Source organism: Mesorhizobium sp. CNPSo 4671 (assembly GCF_057784245.1).
In genome coordinates, this window is record NZ_JBWLUW010000012.1 from 1 (window position 1) to 16,583 (window position 16,583).

A 16,583-nucleotide genomic window follows, 5' to 3' on the forward strand; every position below is an offset into this window, starting at 1 on the left:
GAAGACAGCAATCTACTTATGAATATATTTGGTTCAGGTCACACAGAAGCGCTCCCTGCTTTTGGATGGGGTGGCGCAATTTCTGCGATGAGAACTACGCGTCGACGTGTCGTGGAGGGCGCTTCCCCCCTCAAACCGCGACTTCGATCGGCTCGGCAAGTCTCGGGTTCGAGCGTGCGGCGATCAGGCAGCTGGCCACGATGAGGCCGGCTCCCGCCAGCGTGGTCCAGGTCACCGCCTCGTCGAAGAAGAACCAGCCGAGCGCGATCGCCCAGATAAAGGCCGAATATTCCGTCGGGATCAGGTATTGCGCTTCGGCACGCGCATAGGCCCAGCTCATCAGGAACTGACCGGCGAGCGACAGGGCCGTTACGCCTGCGAGCGGAAGCCAGAGATTGCTGGGCAGCGCAATAGCGAGCCAGGGGGCTGCCAGACCGAGCATGACCGCAACGCCAAGGTTCTGGAACAGCATGATCTCAATGGGCTTGGCCAGCAGCGCCTGTCGTCGCGCGAGGATCAGATTGTAGGCATAGAACACCGTCGAGACGAGCACCGCCGCCGTGCCGAGCAAGGCATCCCTAGCGTAGCTTGTGTGGCCGAACTGGCCGGCCACGATGATGACAACGCCCGCAATGCCGGCGAGCGAAGCCCAGATCGCCTTGCGCTGTATCCTTTCGCCCAGAAGCAGCGCGGCCAGCAGCAGCGCAAACAGCGGCGCCACGAAACTCAGCCCGATCGCCTCCGCCAGCGGTAGTCTTGCAAGCCCCCAGAAGAAGCACAGCAGGACAATGCCGACAATCGTGGCGCGCAGCGCATGCAGCCTCAGCACCGAGGGCGCAGGAAGCGAGCGTGGCCCTGCCAGCCAACCCGCGCCGGCGACCACGGTCGCCAGCATGCTGCGCCAAAGCACCGTGTTGTAGACGCCGACCGCGATGACCAGCACCTTCATCGCCGCATCCATGCCGGACAAAAGGAAGATGCCGAACACGCAGACGAGCATCGGGATCGTGGGGGAGATTGCGCCGGCAAGGCTGGATGATTTCACGGATTTGCTCGAGTGAGGAATTGCAGCCTGACATATCAGGGCAAACTGGCAGGGCCAGATGGCAGCCTCGCCCATATGACGGTCCAACACCCTCGGCCCTTGGCGCGACCGGGGATTTGAACTTTTTTGCCACTCGTGTCGATTTCGTCACTCGCCGTTCGTCGTATCATCGAACCAACCCAAACAAGGAGACGACCATGCGGTTCATGATGCTGATGATCCCCGGCGGCTACGCGGAGGCGGCGCCCGATGTCAGGCCCGGCGCCGAAGCGGTGGAGGGGATGATGCGATACAATGAGGAGCTCAAGAAGGCCGGCGTGCTGCTGGCGCTCGATGGGCTGCATCCGCCGTCCGAGGGCGCGCGGGTCAGCTTCAAGGGCGGCAAGCCCGTTGTCACCGACGGCCCGTTCGCCGAGGTCAAGGAAGTGCTGGGCGGCTATTGGGTGATCGACGTGCGCTCGCGTGAAGAAGCCATCGAATGGGCCCGCCGCTGCCCCGCCGGCGAAAATGACCAGATCGAAGTTCGCCGCGTCTTTGAGATGAGCGATTTCCCCGAGGACGTCCAGAAGGCGGCGGAAGGCTTCAGCGAGCTGATGGGTTGACGGCCACAGCCACCATCGAAGCGGTCTGGCGGATCGAGCAGCCGAAGCTCACCGCCAGGCTGGTCCGTTATCTCAGGGATATCGGGCTGGCCGAGGAGGTCGCCGGCGATGCCTTCCTGCTGGCGCTGGAGCGCTGGCCCCGGGAAGGCATCCCGCGCAACCCGGCCGCCTGGCTGACTGAGGTCGGCAGGAACCGGGCGCTCGACCGGCTGCGCCGCACCACCATGATCGACGGCAAGCACCGCGAACTGGCCATCGATCTCGCCGCGCTGGAGCGCGAGATGCCCGACATCGAGGCCGCACTCGACGAGGATATCGACGACGACCTTTTGCGGCTGATCTTCACCGCCTGCCATCCCGTCTTGCCGGCCGAGCAGCGCGCGGCACTCGCCCTGCGGCTGCTGGGCGGGCTGTCGACGCCTGAGATCGCCCGCGCCTTCTTGGTGCCCGAAGCCACAGTGGCCCAGCGCATCGTGCGCGCCAAGCGGGCGCTACGCGATGCCGCCATCCCGTTCGAGACCCCGCGCGGCGAGGTGCGGCGCGAACGCCTCGCCGCCGTGCTGGAGGTGGTCTATCTCATTTTCAACGAAGGCTATGTGGCAACCACCGGGCCGGATTGGCTGCGCGCCGATCTCTGTGGCGAAGCGCTGCGCCTCGGCCGCTCCTTGGCGGCGCTGATGCCTGACGAGCCCGAGGTGCTGGGGTTGATGTCACTGATGGAACTCAACGCCTCGCGCTTCCCTGCACGCACCGGCTGGGCGGGCGAACCGATCCTGCTGCTCGACCAGGACCGCGGTCGATGGAACTGGTCGCTCATCCGGCGTGGCCTCGACGGCTTGAACCGCGCCATGACGCTGACATCGACACCCGGCCCCTATCTCCTGCAGGCGATGATCGCCGCCTGCCATAGCCGCGCGGCAACAGCCGCCGACACCGACTGGATTGCAATCGCCGCATACTATCAGGCCCTGGCCCTGGCGGCCCCCTCGCCGATCGTCGAGATCAACCGGGCAGTGGCCGTCGGCATGGCCTTCGGACCGGCGCAGGGTCTGGCCATCGTCGATGCGCTGAAGAACGAACCCCGCCTGAAGGACTCGCACCTCTTGCCCACGGTACGCGGCGATCTCCTGGAGAAGCTGGGACGTCCCGCGGAAGCCCGCGCGGCGTTCCGCCAGGCCGCCCAGTTGACCGGCAATGACAGGGAGCGGGCTTTGTTACTCGCCCGCGCGGGCGCCTAAGCCACCCGCCCGCCCCGGCACCTACCGCGTACCGGTACGCTGACGTGGACGCCTGTGCTATGCACCCTGGACTTGTTGGGCCGATGGCCAGCCTGTATCGTTCATCAATGTCTTGGCGGCGGCTCTCGCCTGCAAACTCGTGCCGGCCAAGGGAGGCGAACGTTGAGTTCAGTCCAGGCACAAGACGTCAACCAGATAATTGCCTATGGCAGCGGCAAGATCGCATTGAAATACATCGCCTTCTCGGCGCTTGTTCTCGTTGTCGGGCTCATTGTCGCCTTCGGCAAGAACAATTGGCTGTTGGGCGGTCCGCTGGCGGCTTTGGCCGCCGTCATGATTGTCTGGCAAATCAACGGATGGCTGACCGCCGAGCCATTTTTGCTGCTGTCGCCGGCCGGATTGCGCCTCAATCTCGACGGCTATGTCTTTCTCGACGTCCCATGGCGGGAGGTCGAGGACATTTCCTCGCTCGACATTAGCTTCGAGGTTGTGAAGAGGCGATGGGGCACGTCTTGGTATCGCTGGGGCAAAGACCAGTACCGGGATGTCACCGCGCTGCAGGTTTCCGAGGCGTTCATGGATGAAACGATCATGCCTCTGTGGAGGGCTGTCTACCGAAACAGCAGGGGGTCAAAGCGGTTCCGCATCGGTCTGGCGACCTTCACATTCGCCCCGAACCTCACGGCCTCGCGCCTGGGCAACATTTTTCCAGCCCGGGATGGCAAACGGTTCGTCGCGCTGCCCCACAAAGTGCTCTCCACCAACGGCGAGCAGCTTCGCGCCGAAGTCGAGGCTCGCTGGCAGGCTTTCGGCAAAAGGACGGACACCGGCGCCGGCGCATCGAGATGAATCGCTGAAGAGCCGATACCCGGAAAACCCGGGCGCGCCTCAGTGTGCGCCAGGAGGCAGCGGTTTCGGCGTGACATTGCGCAGGAAGGGAACCAGCGCAGTCGCGACGACGAACGCTGCCATGATCACCAGGAACGCATCGGCATAGGCCATGGTGGACGCCTCGCGGTAGGCCAGCGCCCACAGCTGCTTCAGCGAGGCGGTATGGCCGTCGGCGACGGCGCCGGGCAGTTGCCCATAGCGCAGCGCGACGTTGTCGACGAGCCGCATGGCGGCCTCGTTCTGTGCCGTCAGATGCGAGGCGATCGTCAGGAAATGGAAGTTGGTGCGGTCGTTCAGGATGGCGCCGCAAATGGCGATGCCGACGGCACCGCCGAGATTGCGCATCGTGTTGAACAGCCCGCTGGCATATTTCAGCCGTTCGGGCGGCAGGCTACCAAGGCCGAGATTGACGCTAGGCGCCACCGCAAAGACCTGCGGGAAGCCGCGGAACAGCTGCGGGATCAGAAGCTCTGCCGCGCCCCACTGGCTGGTGATGGCGCTAAAGCTCCACATCGAGGCGCCGAAGGAGGCCAGGCCGAACATCATCAGCCAACGCGTGTCGAAGCGCTTGGCGAGAAAGATGTAGACGGGAACGCCGATCATCGAGGCGACACCGGTGGAAAACACCGCGAGCCCGGTCTGCAAGGCGTCGTAGCCCCTGACATAGCCCAGGAACAGCGGCGTCAGATAGATCGTGGCGAATATGCCGATGCCGGTGACGAAGGAGAGAAAACAGCCGATAGCGAAATTGCGGTTGCCGAAGGCGCGGAAATCGACCACCGGCTGCGCATAGGTCAGGCTGCGGATGACGAACAGAACCATGGTGATGCCGGCGACGAAAGCGCCATTGCGGATGGTTGCGTCATCGAACCAGTTCCAGCGCGAGCCCTCTTCCAGCACATACTCTGCGGTACCGAGACTGACCGCCATCAGCACGATGCCGATATAGTCGGCGCCCTTCAGCAGCGATGGATCGGCCTTGTCGATCTTGACCAGGGCCGCGACGAGGATGGTGATGATGGTGCCCGGAATGACGTTGACATAGAACAGCCAGTGCCAGCTCAGCGTGTCGGTGATCCAGCCGCCGATGACGGGGCCGAGCGTCGGCGCGATCGACGCGATGCTACCGACCACCGCGGCCGCATAGACCCGCCTCGACCCCTGGAAATAATGGAATGACGAGGTGAAGACCGTCGGGATCATCGACGCCCCGAGCAGCCCCTGCAGCGCCCGGAACACGATCATGCTTTCAATGCTCCAGGCGAAGCCGCACAGCGTGCTGGCGAGCGTGAAGCCGGCCGCCGAGATGGTGAACAGCCAACGTGTCGAGAACACGCGGGTCAGCCAGCCCGACAGCGGGATGACGATGATTTCCGCGACGAGATAAGAGGTCTGCACCCAGCCGATCTGGTCCTGCGCCGCCGACAGGCCGCCGCCAATATCCTGCAGCGATGAGGCGACGATCTGGATGTCGAGCAGCGCGATGAACATCCCCACGCACATCACCATGAATGGCAGGATGCTGGCGATGAAGGATTGCGGGCGCTCCGACATGATGCTCTCAGTGCGCGCCGGTATCGACCGTCACCACGGTGGAGAGGCCCGGCCGCAGCGCGACCTTCCGCGCCTGATCCGGATCGATGGCGATCCGGACGGGAACGCGCTGGACGATCTTGGTGAAATTGCCGGTGGCGTTCTGCGCCGGGATGACGCTGAAGATTGCTCCCGTTGCAGGCCCCAGGCTGGTGACATGGCCCTTGAGCGGCTGGTCGGGCGCGATGTCGGTATAGACCGTCGCCGCCTGGCCGTCGGCCATGCTGCGCAACTGGTTCTCCTTGAAATTGGCGTCGACCCACAGCCCGCTCTCCGGAACGATCGTCAGGAGGTAGCTGCCCGGCGAGACATAGGTGCCAACCTGCGCCAGCCGGTTGCCGACGAGGCCGTCGATGGGAGCGCGGATCTGCGTGAAGCCGAGATCAAGCTCTGCCGTGTCGAGATCGGCCTTGGCGGCTGCCACAGCGGCCGTCGCTTCCGCAATCTGCGTGTTGAGCACATCGAGCTGCTGCCTGGCCGCTGCAAGCCCGGCGCGGGAGGCGGCAACGGAAGCCTTCGCCTGGCCATCGGCGGCAAGGCTTCTCTGCGCGTCCTGCTGCGTGCCAGCCTTGGTGCTGGCCAGCACCGCATAGCGTTGCGCGTCCTGGGTGGTGAAAGTCGCGGCGGCGCTCTTGGCATCGAGATCGGCCTCAGCCTGTTCGATCAGCGAATTCTGCAGCGAGACTTGGGCGCGGAGATTGTCGAGGGCCGATTGCTGCTGCTGGACGGCAGCCTGCGCACGCTCCACCGCCGCCTTGAACGGCCGGTCGTCGATGCGGATGATGAGCTGGCCGGCGGCGACATGCTGGTTGTCCTCGACGAGGATCTGGTCGATATGCCCCGCGACCCGTGGCGCCAGCGGCGTGACGTTGCCGCCGACATAGGCGTCGTCGGTCGAGACGAGGAAGCGGCCGGCCTGCCACCACTGAAAGCCATACCAGCCGGCGATGCCGATGGCGATCGCGGCGCCCAGCATCAGCCGCGGCTTGCGGCGGTTTTTGGCGGGCGCGGGAACCTGGACGACCGCGGGCTGCACGGGCTGCAACTCGGCAGCGGAGAGAACCTTGTTCATGGGCGGCGTGCCTCATCCGACCTGTGCTCGATCACCGTATTGTCGGTGAGCGGAAGGCCTGAGCCTTCGCTGCTGAAGCGATAGCGCTGCCGCATGCGGTCGGTGGCCTTGGGTGCGGTGGCCATGATGAACTCATCGCTGTCGAGTTCCTTGCCGCTCTCGCGGTCGACCAGAACCGGCTCGGCCCAACGCCCGTCAGCCTTGTCCACCACCACGAGGCTCGGACCCTCGGGCGCCAGATGCTTGTTGCCCCAGGCGAGCAGGGAAAGCAGCACCGGGCGGAAATCGCGCGCCTTGGCGGTCAGCACATATTCATGGCGAAGCGGCCGCTCGCAGTAAGCGCGCTTCTCGAACAGGCCGCGCTCGACCAGGCTGTTCAGCCGTCGCGTCAGAATGTTGGGCGCGATCTCCAGGCTCTTTTGAAACTGGTCGAAGCGCGTCAGCCCCTGGAAGGCGTCCCTGAGCAACAGGATGCTCCACCATTCGCCGACATCGTCAAGGCTGCGCGCGATCGGGCACGGGCGGGATTCGAAGCTTGTTTTGGCAACCATGGCCGGAGGTCTCTTTCAAAATGAAAGTGACACATAGCAAAGTCAGTTGCATTATGCAAGTCACTAAATGTGACCATGGCGGCCTTTGGCCGCGAGCAATGATTGCATCAGTGACCGAGTCCGTCAGCCACCAGCACGACCTTCCCCATCGCACGGCGCTCCTCCAAGTGGCGGTGCGCCTCGCCGGCCTGATCGAGCGTGAAACGGCCGCCAATTGCGACCCTCAGTTGGCCGCTCGCGGCCAACTGGAACAGTTCGGACAGGCTGGCCTTCAGCCCGTCCGTGGACAATAGCGGCAGCAGCGCAAAACCTCTTAGCGACTGGTTGCGGCCGATCATCGCTTCCAGATCGGAAGCCGCGAGCCCATACCGGCCGAGCGCCGCGAACACCAGTTCGCCACCGGGCGCCAACGCCGGCAGCGACAGCGCCGTCAGCGCGCCGCCAACCGTGTCGTAGACGGTGTCGGCGCCCTCCCCGCCTGTCAGCACGCGGACGCGCGCGGGCCAATCCGGATTGGTGTAGTCGACGGCGGCATCAGCGCCGAGCGACAAGGCAAGCTCGATCTTTCCCGCGCCGCCGGCAGCGGCGATCACCTTGACCGCACCCTTTGCCTTCGCCAGCTGGACAAGCAGCGAACCAACGCCACCAGCGGCGGCCGGCACCAGCACCGTCCTGCCCTCCGGCGGCCTCTGGCGTAGCAGATGCAGGGCGGTCAGCCCCTGTACCATCAGCGCCGTCGCGTCTTCGAACGAGACATCATCCGGCAGCGGCACGGCGAGATCGGCCGGTATCGTCACCTGCTCCGCATAGCCGCCATAGGGACGTTGCGAGGCAAACAGTGGTGCGGCGACACGTCTTCCCTTGAGCGCCCCATCCACACCTTGTCCGACGGCCTCGACGACACCAGCCACTTCCACACCGGGAAACATCGGCAGTTGCGGCGTCACCGCGTAACGGTCCGCGCGCATCAGCACCTCGAAGAAGTTGATGCCGGCGGCACGGACGCGGATCAGAACCTCGCCGGTTTGCGGCTCCGGCGCTGGCCGGTCGACGACCTCCAGCACCTCGGGGCCGCCGAAGCGGCTGAATTGAACGGCTTTCATGGCAAACTCCGATCACGCTGGCATCGGTCATGCTTTGCCACTATCTGCGATGCCGCGACTACACACTCATTTCTCCCCAGCTGACCAGGAGGTGACCATGGCCGGTTCGCCCACGAAAATGCCGATCAAGCGGCTGCCGATGCTGCCGGCGGAGCGGGCGCTGAAGGTGATCGCCGGGCGCTGGAAGGCGGTCATCCTCTACCATCTCTTCGATGGTCCCCGGCGGCTGTCGGCGCTGAAAGCGATAATGCCCGGCATTACCCAGAAAGTGCTGATCCAGCAGCTGCGCGAAATGGAGGAGCACGGCCTCGTGAGCCGCGAGATCTTCGCCGAAGTCCCGGCGCGCGTTGAATATTCGGCGACCAGCCTCGGCCTCAGCCTCGAGCCGATCCTGCTGGCGCTCTGCCAGTGGGGCCAGCACCACGCCGACGAACTGGACGAGACGCACCGCCTCGCCGACTGCATCATCCGGCCACGGCAGGCCCAGCACGCACACACGGCCTGAATCGAAATTATGGCGGGTTGCCGACGCCGGCTGCCCATCGCAGATTGTCTACAGAACGGATCGGCAAAAAATGCATCGCATAGCTTCGGGCGAACTTTATCAGACCTATACTCTTGGTGACCTGCGCATCACCGCCTTGCGCGATGGATATGTCGACATGCCGGTCAGGCGGCTTTGGCAAGACGGCGGCAAGCCATTTGATGATGACTTGCCGCCACAGGTCCCGTTGTTTGGCGGTCAACTCAGGCTCTCCGTCAACGCCTTCACGATTGACGATGGAAGCGAGATCATCCTGATCGATACCGGCGCCTCGAATGCCTGGCACCCCACCATGGGCCGGCTTCCCCAGGCGTTGGGCGAAGCCGGCATCGATGTCGGAAAAGTCCGTACCGTCTGCTTCACCCATACGCATCTCGACCACATCCATGGCCTCGTGCTTGCCGACGGCCGGGACGCGTTCCCGCGCCTGACGCACTTGCTCGTTCCCAGGGAGGAGCTCGGCCTCTTCCATGCCGTGGCGCGGCTCAAGCGATTTCACGACATGGCGCAACCGTTCGAGGCCGGAGACCGTCTCGGGACACATATCGACATTGTCGGCGCTCATGGCCATGAAGTGGGCCACAGCTGCTTTCGCGTTTCGAGCGGCGGCGAGAGCATCTTGATCTGGGGCGATACTGTCCACGTCCCATCGCTTCAGTTCGAGCGGCCTGAGCTGACGTGGGAATTCGACGAAAATCAGGATCAGGCGCGCGCGAGCCGGTTGCGACTGCTTGCGCTTGCGGCGGACGATCATTGTTTCGTTGCCGGCGCGCATCTGGACTCGCCCGGCATTGGCCGTGTCGTCCGCTCCGGCGGCAGCTTTCGATTTGAGCCGCTATAGCCAGAGCAATTCCAGGAAAAGTGTGAGCGGTTTTCCGTCCGGAATTGCGTCAAAATAAAGAGTCTAAAAGGGCGGCGCAAGCGCCGCCCCGCATCCCTTGGGAGGATAATCTCAAAGAGCCTTCAGGCCGCCTTGACTTCCTCGGCAAGCGCGTCGGCATCGCGCGCCTTCTTCAACGCTTTGGCCCACCAGGCAACGTCATTGACCAGAGCCGTGGCGGCCTGGTTCAAGTGCTCGAGCTCCTCGAGCTTCTTCTCGCCCTGGCGGACGGCGAGGTAGTCGCCCCAGGCGATGTGGACGGCGGACTTGACCGGCGCCATCTGCAGTTCGACGGCATGGAGACGGAGCTGCTCGACGGCGCGGGCGCCACCGACGCTGCCATAGCCGACGAAGCCGGCCGGCTTCTTGTTCCATTCATTGGCGGCGTAGTCGATGGCGTTCTTCAGCACGGCCGTCGGGCCGTGATTGTATTCGGCGGCGGTGAAGATGAAGCCGTCAAATTCGGCGACCTTCTTCTGCCAGCGCTGCGCCACTTCGTTGGTCGACGGCACCCAGGCGGAGGAGGCGACTTCGTCGAAGAAGGGCAGCGGGAAGTCCCTGAGGTCGACAACCTCGACGTCGATATCGGCATGCGACTTGGCGATCTTGGCGATCCATTGGGTCGGGGTATCGGCGAAGCGCGCGGCGCGCGTCGAACCGACGATGATGGCGATTTTCGGCTTTGACATGGGGGCTCTCCATTCCAGTAAAAAGCTGGTATCGTTTAGATACCGGCGCTATATGAGATACTGTCAACTGCCGACGCAAGGAGGCACCGTTTTGTTACTGAGGCACCCGCACAACACCGAAGACTGCCGCGCGATTTCGGAAATCCTGCAGCGCGTCGGCGACAAATGGACCGTGCTCGTGGTCGGCAAGCTTGGCGGCGGACCGCTGCGTTTCAACGAGCTGCGCGCGGCTGTCGGCGGCATCTCGCAGAAGATGCTGACCACCACCTTGCGCGGCCTGGAACGCGACGGCTTCGTCACCCGCACCGTGTTTCCGACCATTCCGCCGCGCGTCGATTATGAACTGACCGAACTCGGGCATGAGTTGCTGGTGCCGGTCGGCGCACTCGGCGAATGGGCGCGCAGGAACACGCAGCGCGTCCAGGCGGCACGCGAAAAATTCGACGGTGCGCATGGCTAAAACCCTTGCGCTGCAAGGTGTCCGGAGTTTCGCGTTGAGTGAGGACGCCTGGCGGCAAGCGAATTCATGGGTTCTCTAAACGCAGCCTGGCAACTTGTCTTGTGGCGCTTGAGGACGATGACGCACGCGCTGCCTTGACGACGGCAATCGCAGACCAAAGGCAGCTATTCAGCTTCTCGGCGCCAGGCCATCGCAGGACGTCGTGCTGCAGGTCGTGCATGTCGCGGCCGGCTTGCGGTCACCCTTGCCGTCTTGCAGGCAAGTCGTGTGCGGAAGGTCGTTCTTGACTTCGGCATAGGCGGTGACGCCGAGCAGGCAGACCAATGCGACAAGGGCTGCCACGAGCCAGCTGTTCAGTATGTGTTGACGCATTGTCTCTCCCCCAACGCCAGCACAATCGGGCGTGAAGGCAACCACTGGATGTCGCGGAACGCATCACCCGCGCGGGCGATGTTACAATTGCGCTGGATTGGGAAACCGGGCTTTCGTCAACCCTCGGCCGGAACGGCCTTCGGCTTGCCCTCGCCGTCCAGCGCCACCATGACGAAGTCGGCGTGGGTGACCTTTTCCATCAGGTCGGAGAGATAGCGCTGCGCCCAGGCTTCGACCTTCAGCGTCATTGAGGTGCGGCCAACGCGTTCGACATGGGTGTAGATGCACAGCGTGTCACCGATCTTCATCGGCTTGGCGAAGGACATCTCCTTGACCGCCGCCGTCACCACGCGGCCCCGGGCGCGCTCGGCGGCGCGGATGCCGCAGGCAAGGTCCATCTGCGCCATGACCCAGCCGCCAAAAATATCGCCAGCGGCATTGGCGTCCGAAGGCATGGCCAGCGTGCGCAGCGTCAGGTCTCCGATCGGCCGTCCGTCCGCGTAGTGCACCATGCGAGAAATCCCCCGAGGTCGATGGCTTGAGATCGATTGCCCTCGATCCCGTAGCGTCACCGTGCGGACGCGTCAACGCGGCAAAGCTTCGCCTGGCCGTCAAAAGTAGCGCGCGAGGTTCGACCGGATGCGATCGAGAACCGTATCCCCGGAAACGTCAGGGACGAATGCCTTGCCCGTGATCGCCTCGTAAGCCTGCGCATAGATACGCGAGGCCTGTTCGACGATCTCGTCGGGAATCCTGGGGATCGGATCCTTGTAGGGATCGCAGCGCGCCGCCACCCAGGAGCGGATGAAATCCTTGTCGAAGCTCTCCGGCCGCGTGCCGCTTGCGAGCGCCTGTTCGTAGCTCGCCGCGATCCAGTACCGGCTGGAGTCCGGCGTATGGATTTCGTCGGCCAGGATGATCGTGCCGTTCTTGTTGGAGCCGAATTCGTATTTCGTGTCGGCGAGGATCAGGCCGCGCTCGGCGGCGCGCGCCTGGCCGCGGGCGAACAGCCGCAAGGCGTAATCCGAGACGGTATCCCACTGCGCCTCTGAGAGTAGGCTCTGCTCGATAATCTCTGCCCTCGACAGCGGCTCGTCATGGCCGCCATCCGCGGCCTTGCTCGTCGGCGTGATGACGGGCGCGGCCAGCTTTTCATTGTCGCGCAGGCCGTCCGGCAGGCGCATCCCATACATGTCGCGCTCGCCGCGCTTGTAGCGCGTCAGGATCGAGGTGCTGGTGGTCCCCGCCAGATAGCCGCGCACGACGATCTCGACCGGCAGGATGTCGAGCCTCGTGCCGACGACGACATTGGGGTCGGGATATTCGAGCACATGGTTCGGACAGATATCGGCGGTTTCCTCGAACCAGTAGCGTGCCGTCTGGGTGAGGATCTCTCCCTTGAACGGGATGGAGGTCAGGATGATGTCGAAGGCGCTGAGACGGTCGGTGGCAATGATGATACGCCGCCCGTCCGGCAGGTCGTAATTTTCGCGGACCTTGCCCTTGTAGTGGCCCGGCAGTTCGGGAATGAAGGCATCCGACAGGGTCCGCATATGATTTCCTGCCTTCTGCAGAGTGCGCCAGAGCAAAAACAATGCCCTCGCATAAGCTGTCGACCCCCTGCATATCAAGCATGATTGTCGGTATTCCCCGCAACTCGACCTGATATCGCAGTCGCATTTTTCACAACGCATGCCGGAAGGCGCGGCGACTTGGCGAACCCATGGCGTCTAGGCTGCGGCCAGTTTTCCGGAGCCACCCATTTCAATCATGCAGATCTATGACTTCATCATCGTCGGCTCCGGCTCGGCCGGCTCGGTGCTCGCCGACAAACTGTCGGCTTCGGGCCGCTTTTCGGTTCTGGTGCTGGAGGCCGGCGGCACGGACCGGCGCTTCTACGTGCAGATGCCGCTCGGCTACGGCAAGACCTTCTTCGATCCGGCCGTCAACTGGAACTACAAGACGGAAGCCGATCCCGGCCTTGGCGGCAATGTCGACCACTGGCCGCGCGGCAAGCTGCTCGGCGGCTCGAGCTCGATCAACGCCATGGTCTGGATCCGCGGCGCGCGCGAGGATTTCGACGACTGGCGCGCCGCCGGCAATCCCGGCTGGGGCTATGACGATTTGCTGCCGGCCTTCAAGGCGCTCGAGGACAATGAGGCCGGCGCCGACAGATGGCGTGGCACCGGCGGTCCCCTGCACATCAGCGAGACGGCCAACGCCGTCCACCCGCTGACCAAGCGCTATCTCGCCGCCAGCCAGCAGGCCGGCCTGCCGCTCAATCCCGATTTCAACGGCGCTGCCCAGGAAGGCGTCGGCACCTACCAGATCTCGACCAAGAACGGCCGCCGCATGTCGGCCGCGCGGGCCTTCCTGCGCCCCGCGATGAAGCGCGGCAATGTCCGCGTCGAGACCAACGCGCTGGCCAGCCGCATCCTGTTCGACGGCAAGCGCGCCGTCGGCATCGAATATCTGCAGAACGGCCAGACGAAGACGGCGCGGGCCGGCCGCGAAGTGATCCTGTCCGCCGGCTCGATCAACTCGCCGCAGCTGCTGCAATTGTCGGGCGTCGGTCCCTCGGCACTTCTGAAAGGGCTGGGCATCCCTGTCGTTCATGCCAACGAGAATGTCGGCGCCAATCTGCAGGACCATGTCGGCATCAACTACACATTCAAGGGCAAGGTGCCGACGCTGAACCAGATCCTGCGCCCCTGGTGGGGCAAGCTGCTGGTCGGTATGCAGTACATCCTGACGCGCTCGGGTCCGCTGTCGCTGTCGATGAACCATGGCGGCGGCTTCTTCCGCACCGACCCGGCGTTTTCGCGCCCCAACATGCAGCTCTATTTCCAGGCCTTCTCGACCGTCATCCCGAAGAGCGGCGAGCGGCCGATCCTGACTCCCGACCCCTGGCCGGGCTTTTCCATCGGCCTGTCCAACTGCCGCCCGTCGAGCCGTGGCGAGATCATGATCCGCTCCAGCAATCCGCTGGACTATCCGAAGATCAGCGCCAATGCCTATTCGACCAATGCCGATGTCGAGGAGATGCTGGCGGCGGTGAAATTCGTGCGCAAGATCGCCTCGATGCCGGCCATGGCGGAAATCATCAGGGAAGAAGTCCTGCCTGGCCCGTCGATCCAATCCGACGCCGACCTGATCACCGATTTCAGGAAACGTTCCGGCACCGTCTATCACCCGGTTTCGACCTGCCGCATGGGGCCTGATCCCGCGCGCGCCGTCGTCGATCCGCGCCTCAAGGTGCACGGGCTTGAAGGCTTGCGCGTCATCGACGCCTCGATCTTTCCCGACAACATCACCGGCAACACCAATGCAGCCTCCATCATGACCGGATGGAAGGGCGCTGAACTGGTTCTGGAGGACCAAAAATGAAGATCACCGACGTCAAGACCTGGGTTGTCGGCAACCCGCCACCTGGCATCGGCGGCAAGTATTTCATCTTCGTCAAGCTGACCACCGATGGCGGCGTGGTCGGTTACGGCGAGGCATACAACGCCACCTTCTCTGCCCATGTCACGGCGAAAATGGTCGAGGACATGGCCGAGCGCTATCTCGTCGGCCGCGATCCGCACGACATAGAGAATTTCTTCCGCCGCGCCTATTCCTCCGGCTTCACCCAGCGTCCCGACGTGTCCGGCATGGGCTGCTTCTCGGCGCTCGAAATGGCCTGCTGGGACATCATCGGCAAGGAGGCGAACAAGCCGGTCTACAAATTGCTCGGCGGCCAGGTGCATGAGACGTTGCGCTCCTACACCTATCTCTACCCGCACACCGGCAGCGTCCATTCTGAGGACGCGCCGGACGGCAGGAACGTCTACAATGACCCCGAAATGGCGGCGGCCTGCGCGCTCGAATATGTCGAGCAGGGTTTCAATGCGGTCAAGCTCGACCCGGCCGGCCCTTACACCGCCTTTGACGGCCATCAGCCGCGCCTCGTCGACATCGACGTCTCCACCCGCATGATCAAGGCGATCCGCGAGGCGGTCGGCACCCGCGCCGACATATTGTTCGGCACGCACGGCCAGTTCACCGCATCCGGCGCACTGCGCATGGCGCGCGCCATCGAACCCTACGATCCCTTGTGGTTCGAGGAGCCGGTGCCGCCCGACATGCCCGAAGTGATGGCGCAGGTAGCCCGCGGTACCTCCATCCCGATCGCCACCGGCGAGCGGCTGACGACCAAGTTCGAATTCGCCCGCGTCATCGAGAACCGCGCGGCGACCATATTGCAGCCGGATCTCGGCCGCTCCGGCGGCATCCTCGAAACCAAGAAGATCGCCGCGATGGCCGAGGCCTATCACATTCAGGTCGCGCCGCATTGCTATTGCGGGCCGATCGTCGGCGCCGCCAACATCCAGCTGGCGGTGACGCTGCCCAACTTCCTCATCCTGGAATCGCTGAAGCAGTGGGACGGTTTCCACGCCACGCTCTTGAAGAAGAAGATCGAGTGGCAGGACGGCAATGTCATCCCGTCGAAGGAACCGGGGCTGGGCGTCGAGCTCAACGAAGCGGTCTGCGATGCGCATCCCTACACCGGCAAGGATTTGCACCTGCAGATGATGCAGACACCGTTGATGCCGTGAGCGAACGCTACGCCTTCATCGGCCTCGGCCATCTCGGCGGCAACCTTGCCGCCAGCCTGATCCGCAACGGCTTCGCGGTCACTGTGTTCGACCGCGACCCGGTTGCCGTCGAGCGTCTCGTTGCACTCGGCGCCACCGCCGCCGACAGCCCTGCCGAGGCGGCGGCGCGGGCGGGCAATGCCATCTCTTGCCTGCCCTCGCCCAAGGTCAGCGAAGCGGTGCTTGCCGGACCCGGCGGGTTGCTCGAAGGCTTGGCCCCGGGTGGCACCTGGATCGAGATGTCGACCAATGGCCGCGACGAGATCGTGCGCCTTGCCGCCCTCGCTTCGGCCAAGGGCATCGCGACATTGGAATGCCCGGTCACCGGCGGCGTGCATCTGGCGGCGGTCGGCAAAATCACCGCGCTCGTCGGTGGCGATGCCGCGCTTTACGAACGTCATCGCGCGGCCATCGAAGCGATGTGCGCTAAATCGTTCCTGATGGGGCCGATCGGTTCGGCGGCGGTGATCAAGGTCATCACCAACATGCTGGCCTTCATCCATCTCGTCGCCGCCGGCGAGGCGCTGATGCTGGCCAAGCAGGGTGGGCTCGACCTTGCCCAATCCTACCACGCCATCGTTGCCTCCTCCGGCAACAGCTTCGTCCACGAGACCGAAAGCCAGCTCGTCCTCAACGGCTCCTACGATATCGGTTTCACCATGGACCTGGCGCTGAAGGACCTCGGCTTTGCGCTGGGCATGGGCAAGGATTTCGGCGTGCCGCTGGAGCTGGCATCGCGCGTCAACGCGATTTTCGAGCAGGGCAAAGCGGCCTATGGCGGCGGCGCCTGGTCGACCCAGATCGTCAAATTGCTGGAAGATGCCGTCGGCACCGACCTGCGCGCGCCTGGTTTTCCAGCCAAATTGGAAATCTGACCGGCGAACGGAAAACCAAGCAATTTCATCT

General features: G+C 64.0%; 18 protein-coding genes. 9 read left to right on the plus strand and 9 right to left on the minus strand.

The features are described from left to right. Positions 1-130 precede the first annotated feature (130 nt). A complete protein-coding gene (locus AC04SF_RS28400; RefSeq protein WP_488480616.1) occupies positions 131-1,000 on the minus strand; it encodes a DMT family transporter in 870 nt (289 codons plus the stop codon). Positions 1,001-1,242: 242 nt separating this feature from the next. Between AC04SF_RS28400 and AC04SF_RS28405 the strand changes: the two genes are divergently transcribed. From AC04SF_RS28405 to AC04SF_RS28415, 3 genes are all read left to right on the plus strand, one after another. Then, on the plus strand, positions 1,243-1,647 hold the full coding sequence (locus tag AC04SF_RS28405; RefSeq protein ID WP_488480474.1) for a YciI family protein: 405 nt from the start codon (positions 1,243-1,245) through the stop codon (positions 1,645-1,647). After that, on the plus strand, positions 1,644-2,885 hold the full coding sequence (locus AC04SF_RS28410; RefSeq protein ID WP_488480475.1) for an RNA polymerase sigma factor: 1,242 nt from the start codon (positions 1,644-1,646) through the stop codon (positions 2,883-2,885). Before AC04SF_RS28405 ends, AC04SF_RS28410 begins: the two co-directional genes overlap by 4 nt. Positions 2,886-3,047: 162 nt before the next feature. Then, entirely contained in the window at positions 3,048-3,734 is a 687-nt protein-coding gene (locus AC04SF_RS28415; RefSeq protein ID WP_488480476.1) for a hypothetical protein, read from the plus strand. Between the two features lie 39 nt (positions 3,735-3,773). Here the strand turns inward: AC04SF_RS28415 and AC04SF_RS28420 are convergent, their stop codons facing one another. The 4 genes from AC04SF_RS28420 to AC04SF_RS28435 all read right to left on the minus strand — a co-directional run bounded on the left by AC04SF_RS28420 (position 3,774) and on the right by AC04SF_RS28435 (position 8,095). After that, positions 3,774-5,330, minus strand: a complete 1,557-nt coding sequence (locus AC04SF_RS28420; protein ID WP_488480477.1) for a DHA2 family efflux MFS transporter permease subunit — start codon at positions 5,328-5,330, stop codon at positions 3,774-3,776. Positions 5,331-5,337: 7 nt separating this feature from the next. After that, on the minus strand, positions 5,338-6,441 hold the full coding sequence (locus tag AC04SF_RS28425; protein ID WP_488480478.1) for an HlyD family secretion protein: 1,104 nt from the start codon (positions 6,439-6,441) through the stop codon (positions 5,338-5,340). Next, entirely contained in the window at positions 6,438-6,992 is a 555-nt protein-coding gene (locus AC04SF_RS28430; RefSeq protein WP_488480479.1) for a winged helix-turn-helix transcriptional regulator, read from the minus strand. The genes AC04SF_RS28425 and AC04SF_RS28430 overlap by 4 nt, the downstream gene beginning before the upstream one ends. A 107-nt stretch (positions 6,993-7,099) precedes the next feature. Beyond that, positions 7,100-8,095, minus strand: coding sequence for a quinone oxidoreductase family protein (locus tag AC04SF_RS28435; protein WP_488480480.1), 996 nt, complete (start codon positions 8,093-8,095; stop codon positions 7,100-7,102). A 49-nt stretch (positions 8,096-8,144) separates the two neighbouring features. Between AC04SF_RS28435 and AC04SF_RS28440 the strand changes: the two genes are divergently transcribed. Then, on the plus strand, positions 8,145-8,600 hold the full coding sequence (locus AC04SF_RS28440; protein WP_488480481.1) for a winged helix-turn-helix transcriptional regulator: 456 nt from the start codon (positions 8,145-8,147) through the stop codon (positions 8,598-8,600). Positions 8,601-8,757: 157 nt separating this feature from the next. Further along, entirely contained in the window at positions 8,758-9,480 is a 723-nt protein-coding gene (locus AC04SF_RS28445) for an MBL fold metallo-hydrolase (RefSeq protein ID WP_488480482.1), read from the plus strand. Between the two features lie 122 nt (positions 9,481-9,602). Here the strand turns inward: AC04SF_RS28445 and AC04SF_RS28450 are convergent, their stop codons facing one another. Continuing rightward, positions 9,603-10,208: an NADPH-dependent FMN reductase gene (locus AC04SF_RS28450; RefSeq protein ID WP_488480483.1), complete on the minus strand. Its 606-nt coding sequence runs from the start codon at positions 10,206-10,208 to the stop codon at positions 9,603-9,605. Between the two features lie 91 nt (positions 10,209-10,299). Between AC04SF_RS28450 and AC04SF_RS28455 the strand changes: the two genes are divergently transcribed. Continuing rightward, positions 10,300-10,668, plus strand: a complete 369-nt coding sequence (locus AC04SF_RS28455; RefSeq protein ID WP_172225502.1) for a winged helix-turn-helix transcriptional regulator — start codon at positions 10,300-10,302, stop codon at positions 10,666-10,668. A 168-nt stretch (positions 10,669-10,836) separates the two neighbouring features. On the opposite strand, the gene AC04SF_RS28460 is transcribed toward AC04SF_RS28455, so the two are convergent. From AC04SF_RS28460 to AC04SF_RS28470, 3 genes are all read right to left on the minus strand, one after another. Next, positions 10,837-11,040: a hypothetical protein gene (locus AC04SF_RS28460; protein ID WP_096449219.1), complete on the minus strand. Its 204-nt coding sequence runs from the start codon at positions 11,038-11,040 to the stop codon at positions 10,837-10,839. 116 nt (positions 11,041-11,156) lie between these two features. After that, the gene (locus tag AC04SF_RS28465; protein ID WP_010911043.1) at positions 11,157-11,552 is read right to left on the minus strand and encodes an acyl-CoA thioesterase; all 396 of its coding nucleotides are present in this window, start codon (positions 11,550-11,552) and stop codon (positions 11,157-11,159) included. Between the two features lie 99 nt (positions 11,553-11,651). After that, on the minus strand, positions 11,652-12,593 hold the full coding sequence (locus AC04SF_RS28470; protein ID WP_488480484.1) for a phosphoribosylaminoimidazolesuccinocarboxamide synthase: 942 nt from the start codon (positions 12,591-12,593) through the stop codon (positions 11,652-11,654). 217 nt (positions 12,594-12,810) lie between these two features. Here AC04SF_RS28470 and AC04SF_RS28475 point away from each other — a divergent pair, with 217 nt between their 5' ends. Genes AC04SF_RS28475 through AC04SF_RS28485 form a run of 3 tightly spaced genes read left to right on the plus strand, consistent with a single transcriptional unit; the run spans position 12,811 to position 16,552 of the window. Continuing rightward, positions 12,811-14,427, plus strand: coding sequence for a GMC family oxidoreductase (locus AC04SF_RS28475; RefSeq protein WP_488480485.1), 1,617 nt, complete (start codon positions 12,811-12,813; stop codon positions 14,425-14,427). Beyond that, complete coding sequence (locus tag AC04SF_RS28480) at positions 14,424-15,638, plus strand: mandelate racemase/muconate lactonizing enzyme family protein (RefSeq protein WP_488480486.1); 1,215 nt, start codon at positions 14,424-14,426, stop codon at positions 15,636-15,638. The genes AC04SF_RS28475 and AC04SF_RS28480 overlap by 4 nt, the downstream gene beginning before the upstream one ends. Then, positions 15,635-16,552, plus strand: coding sequence for an NAD(P)-dependent oxidoreductase (locus tag AC04SF_RS28485; protein WP_488480487.1), 918 nt, complete (start codon positions 15,635-15,637; stop codon positions 16,550-16,552). Before AC04SF_RS28480 ends, AC04SF_RS28485 begins: the two co-directional genes overlap by 4 nt. The last annotated feature ends 31 nt before the right edge of the window (positions 16,553-16,583 follow it).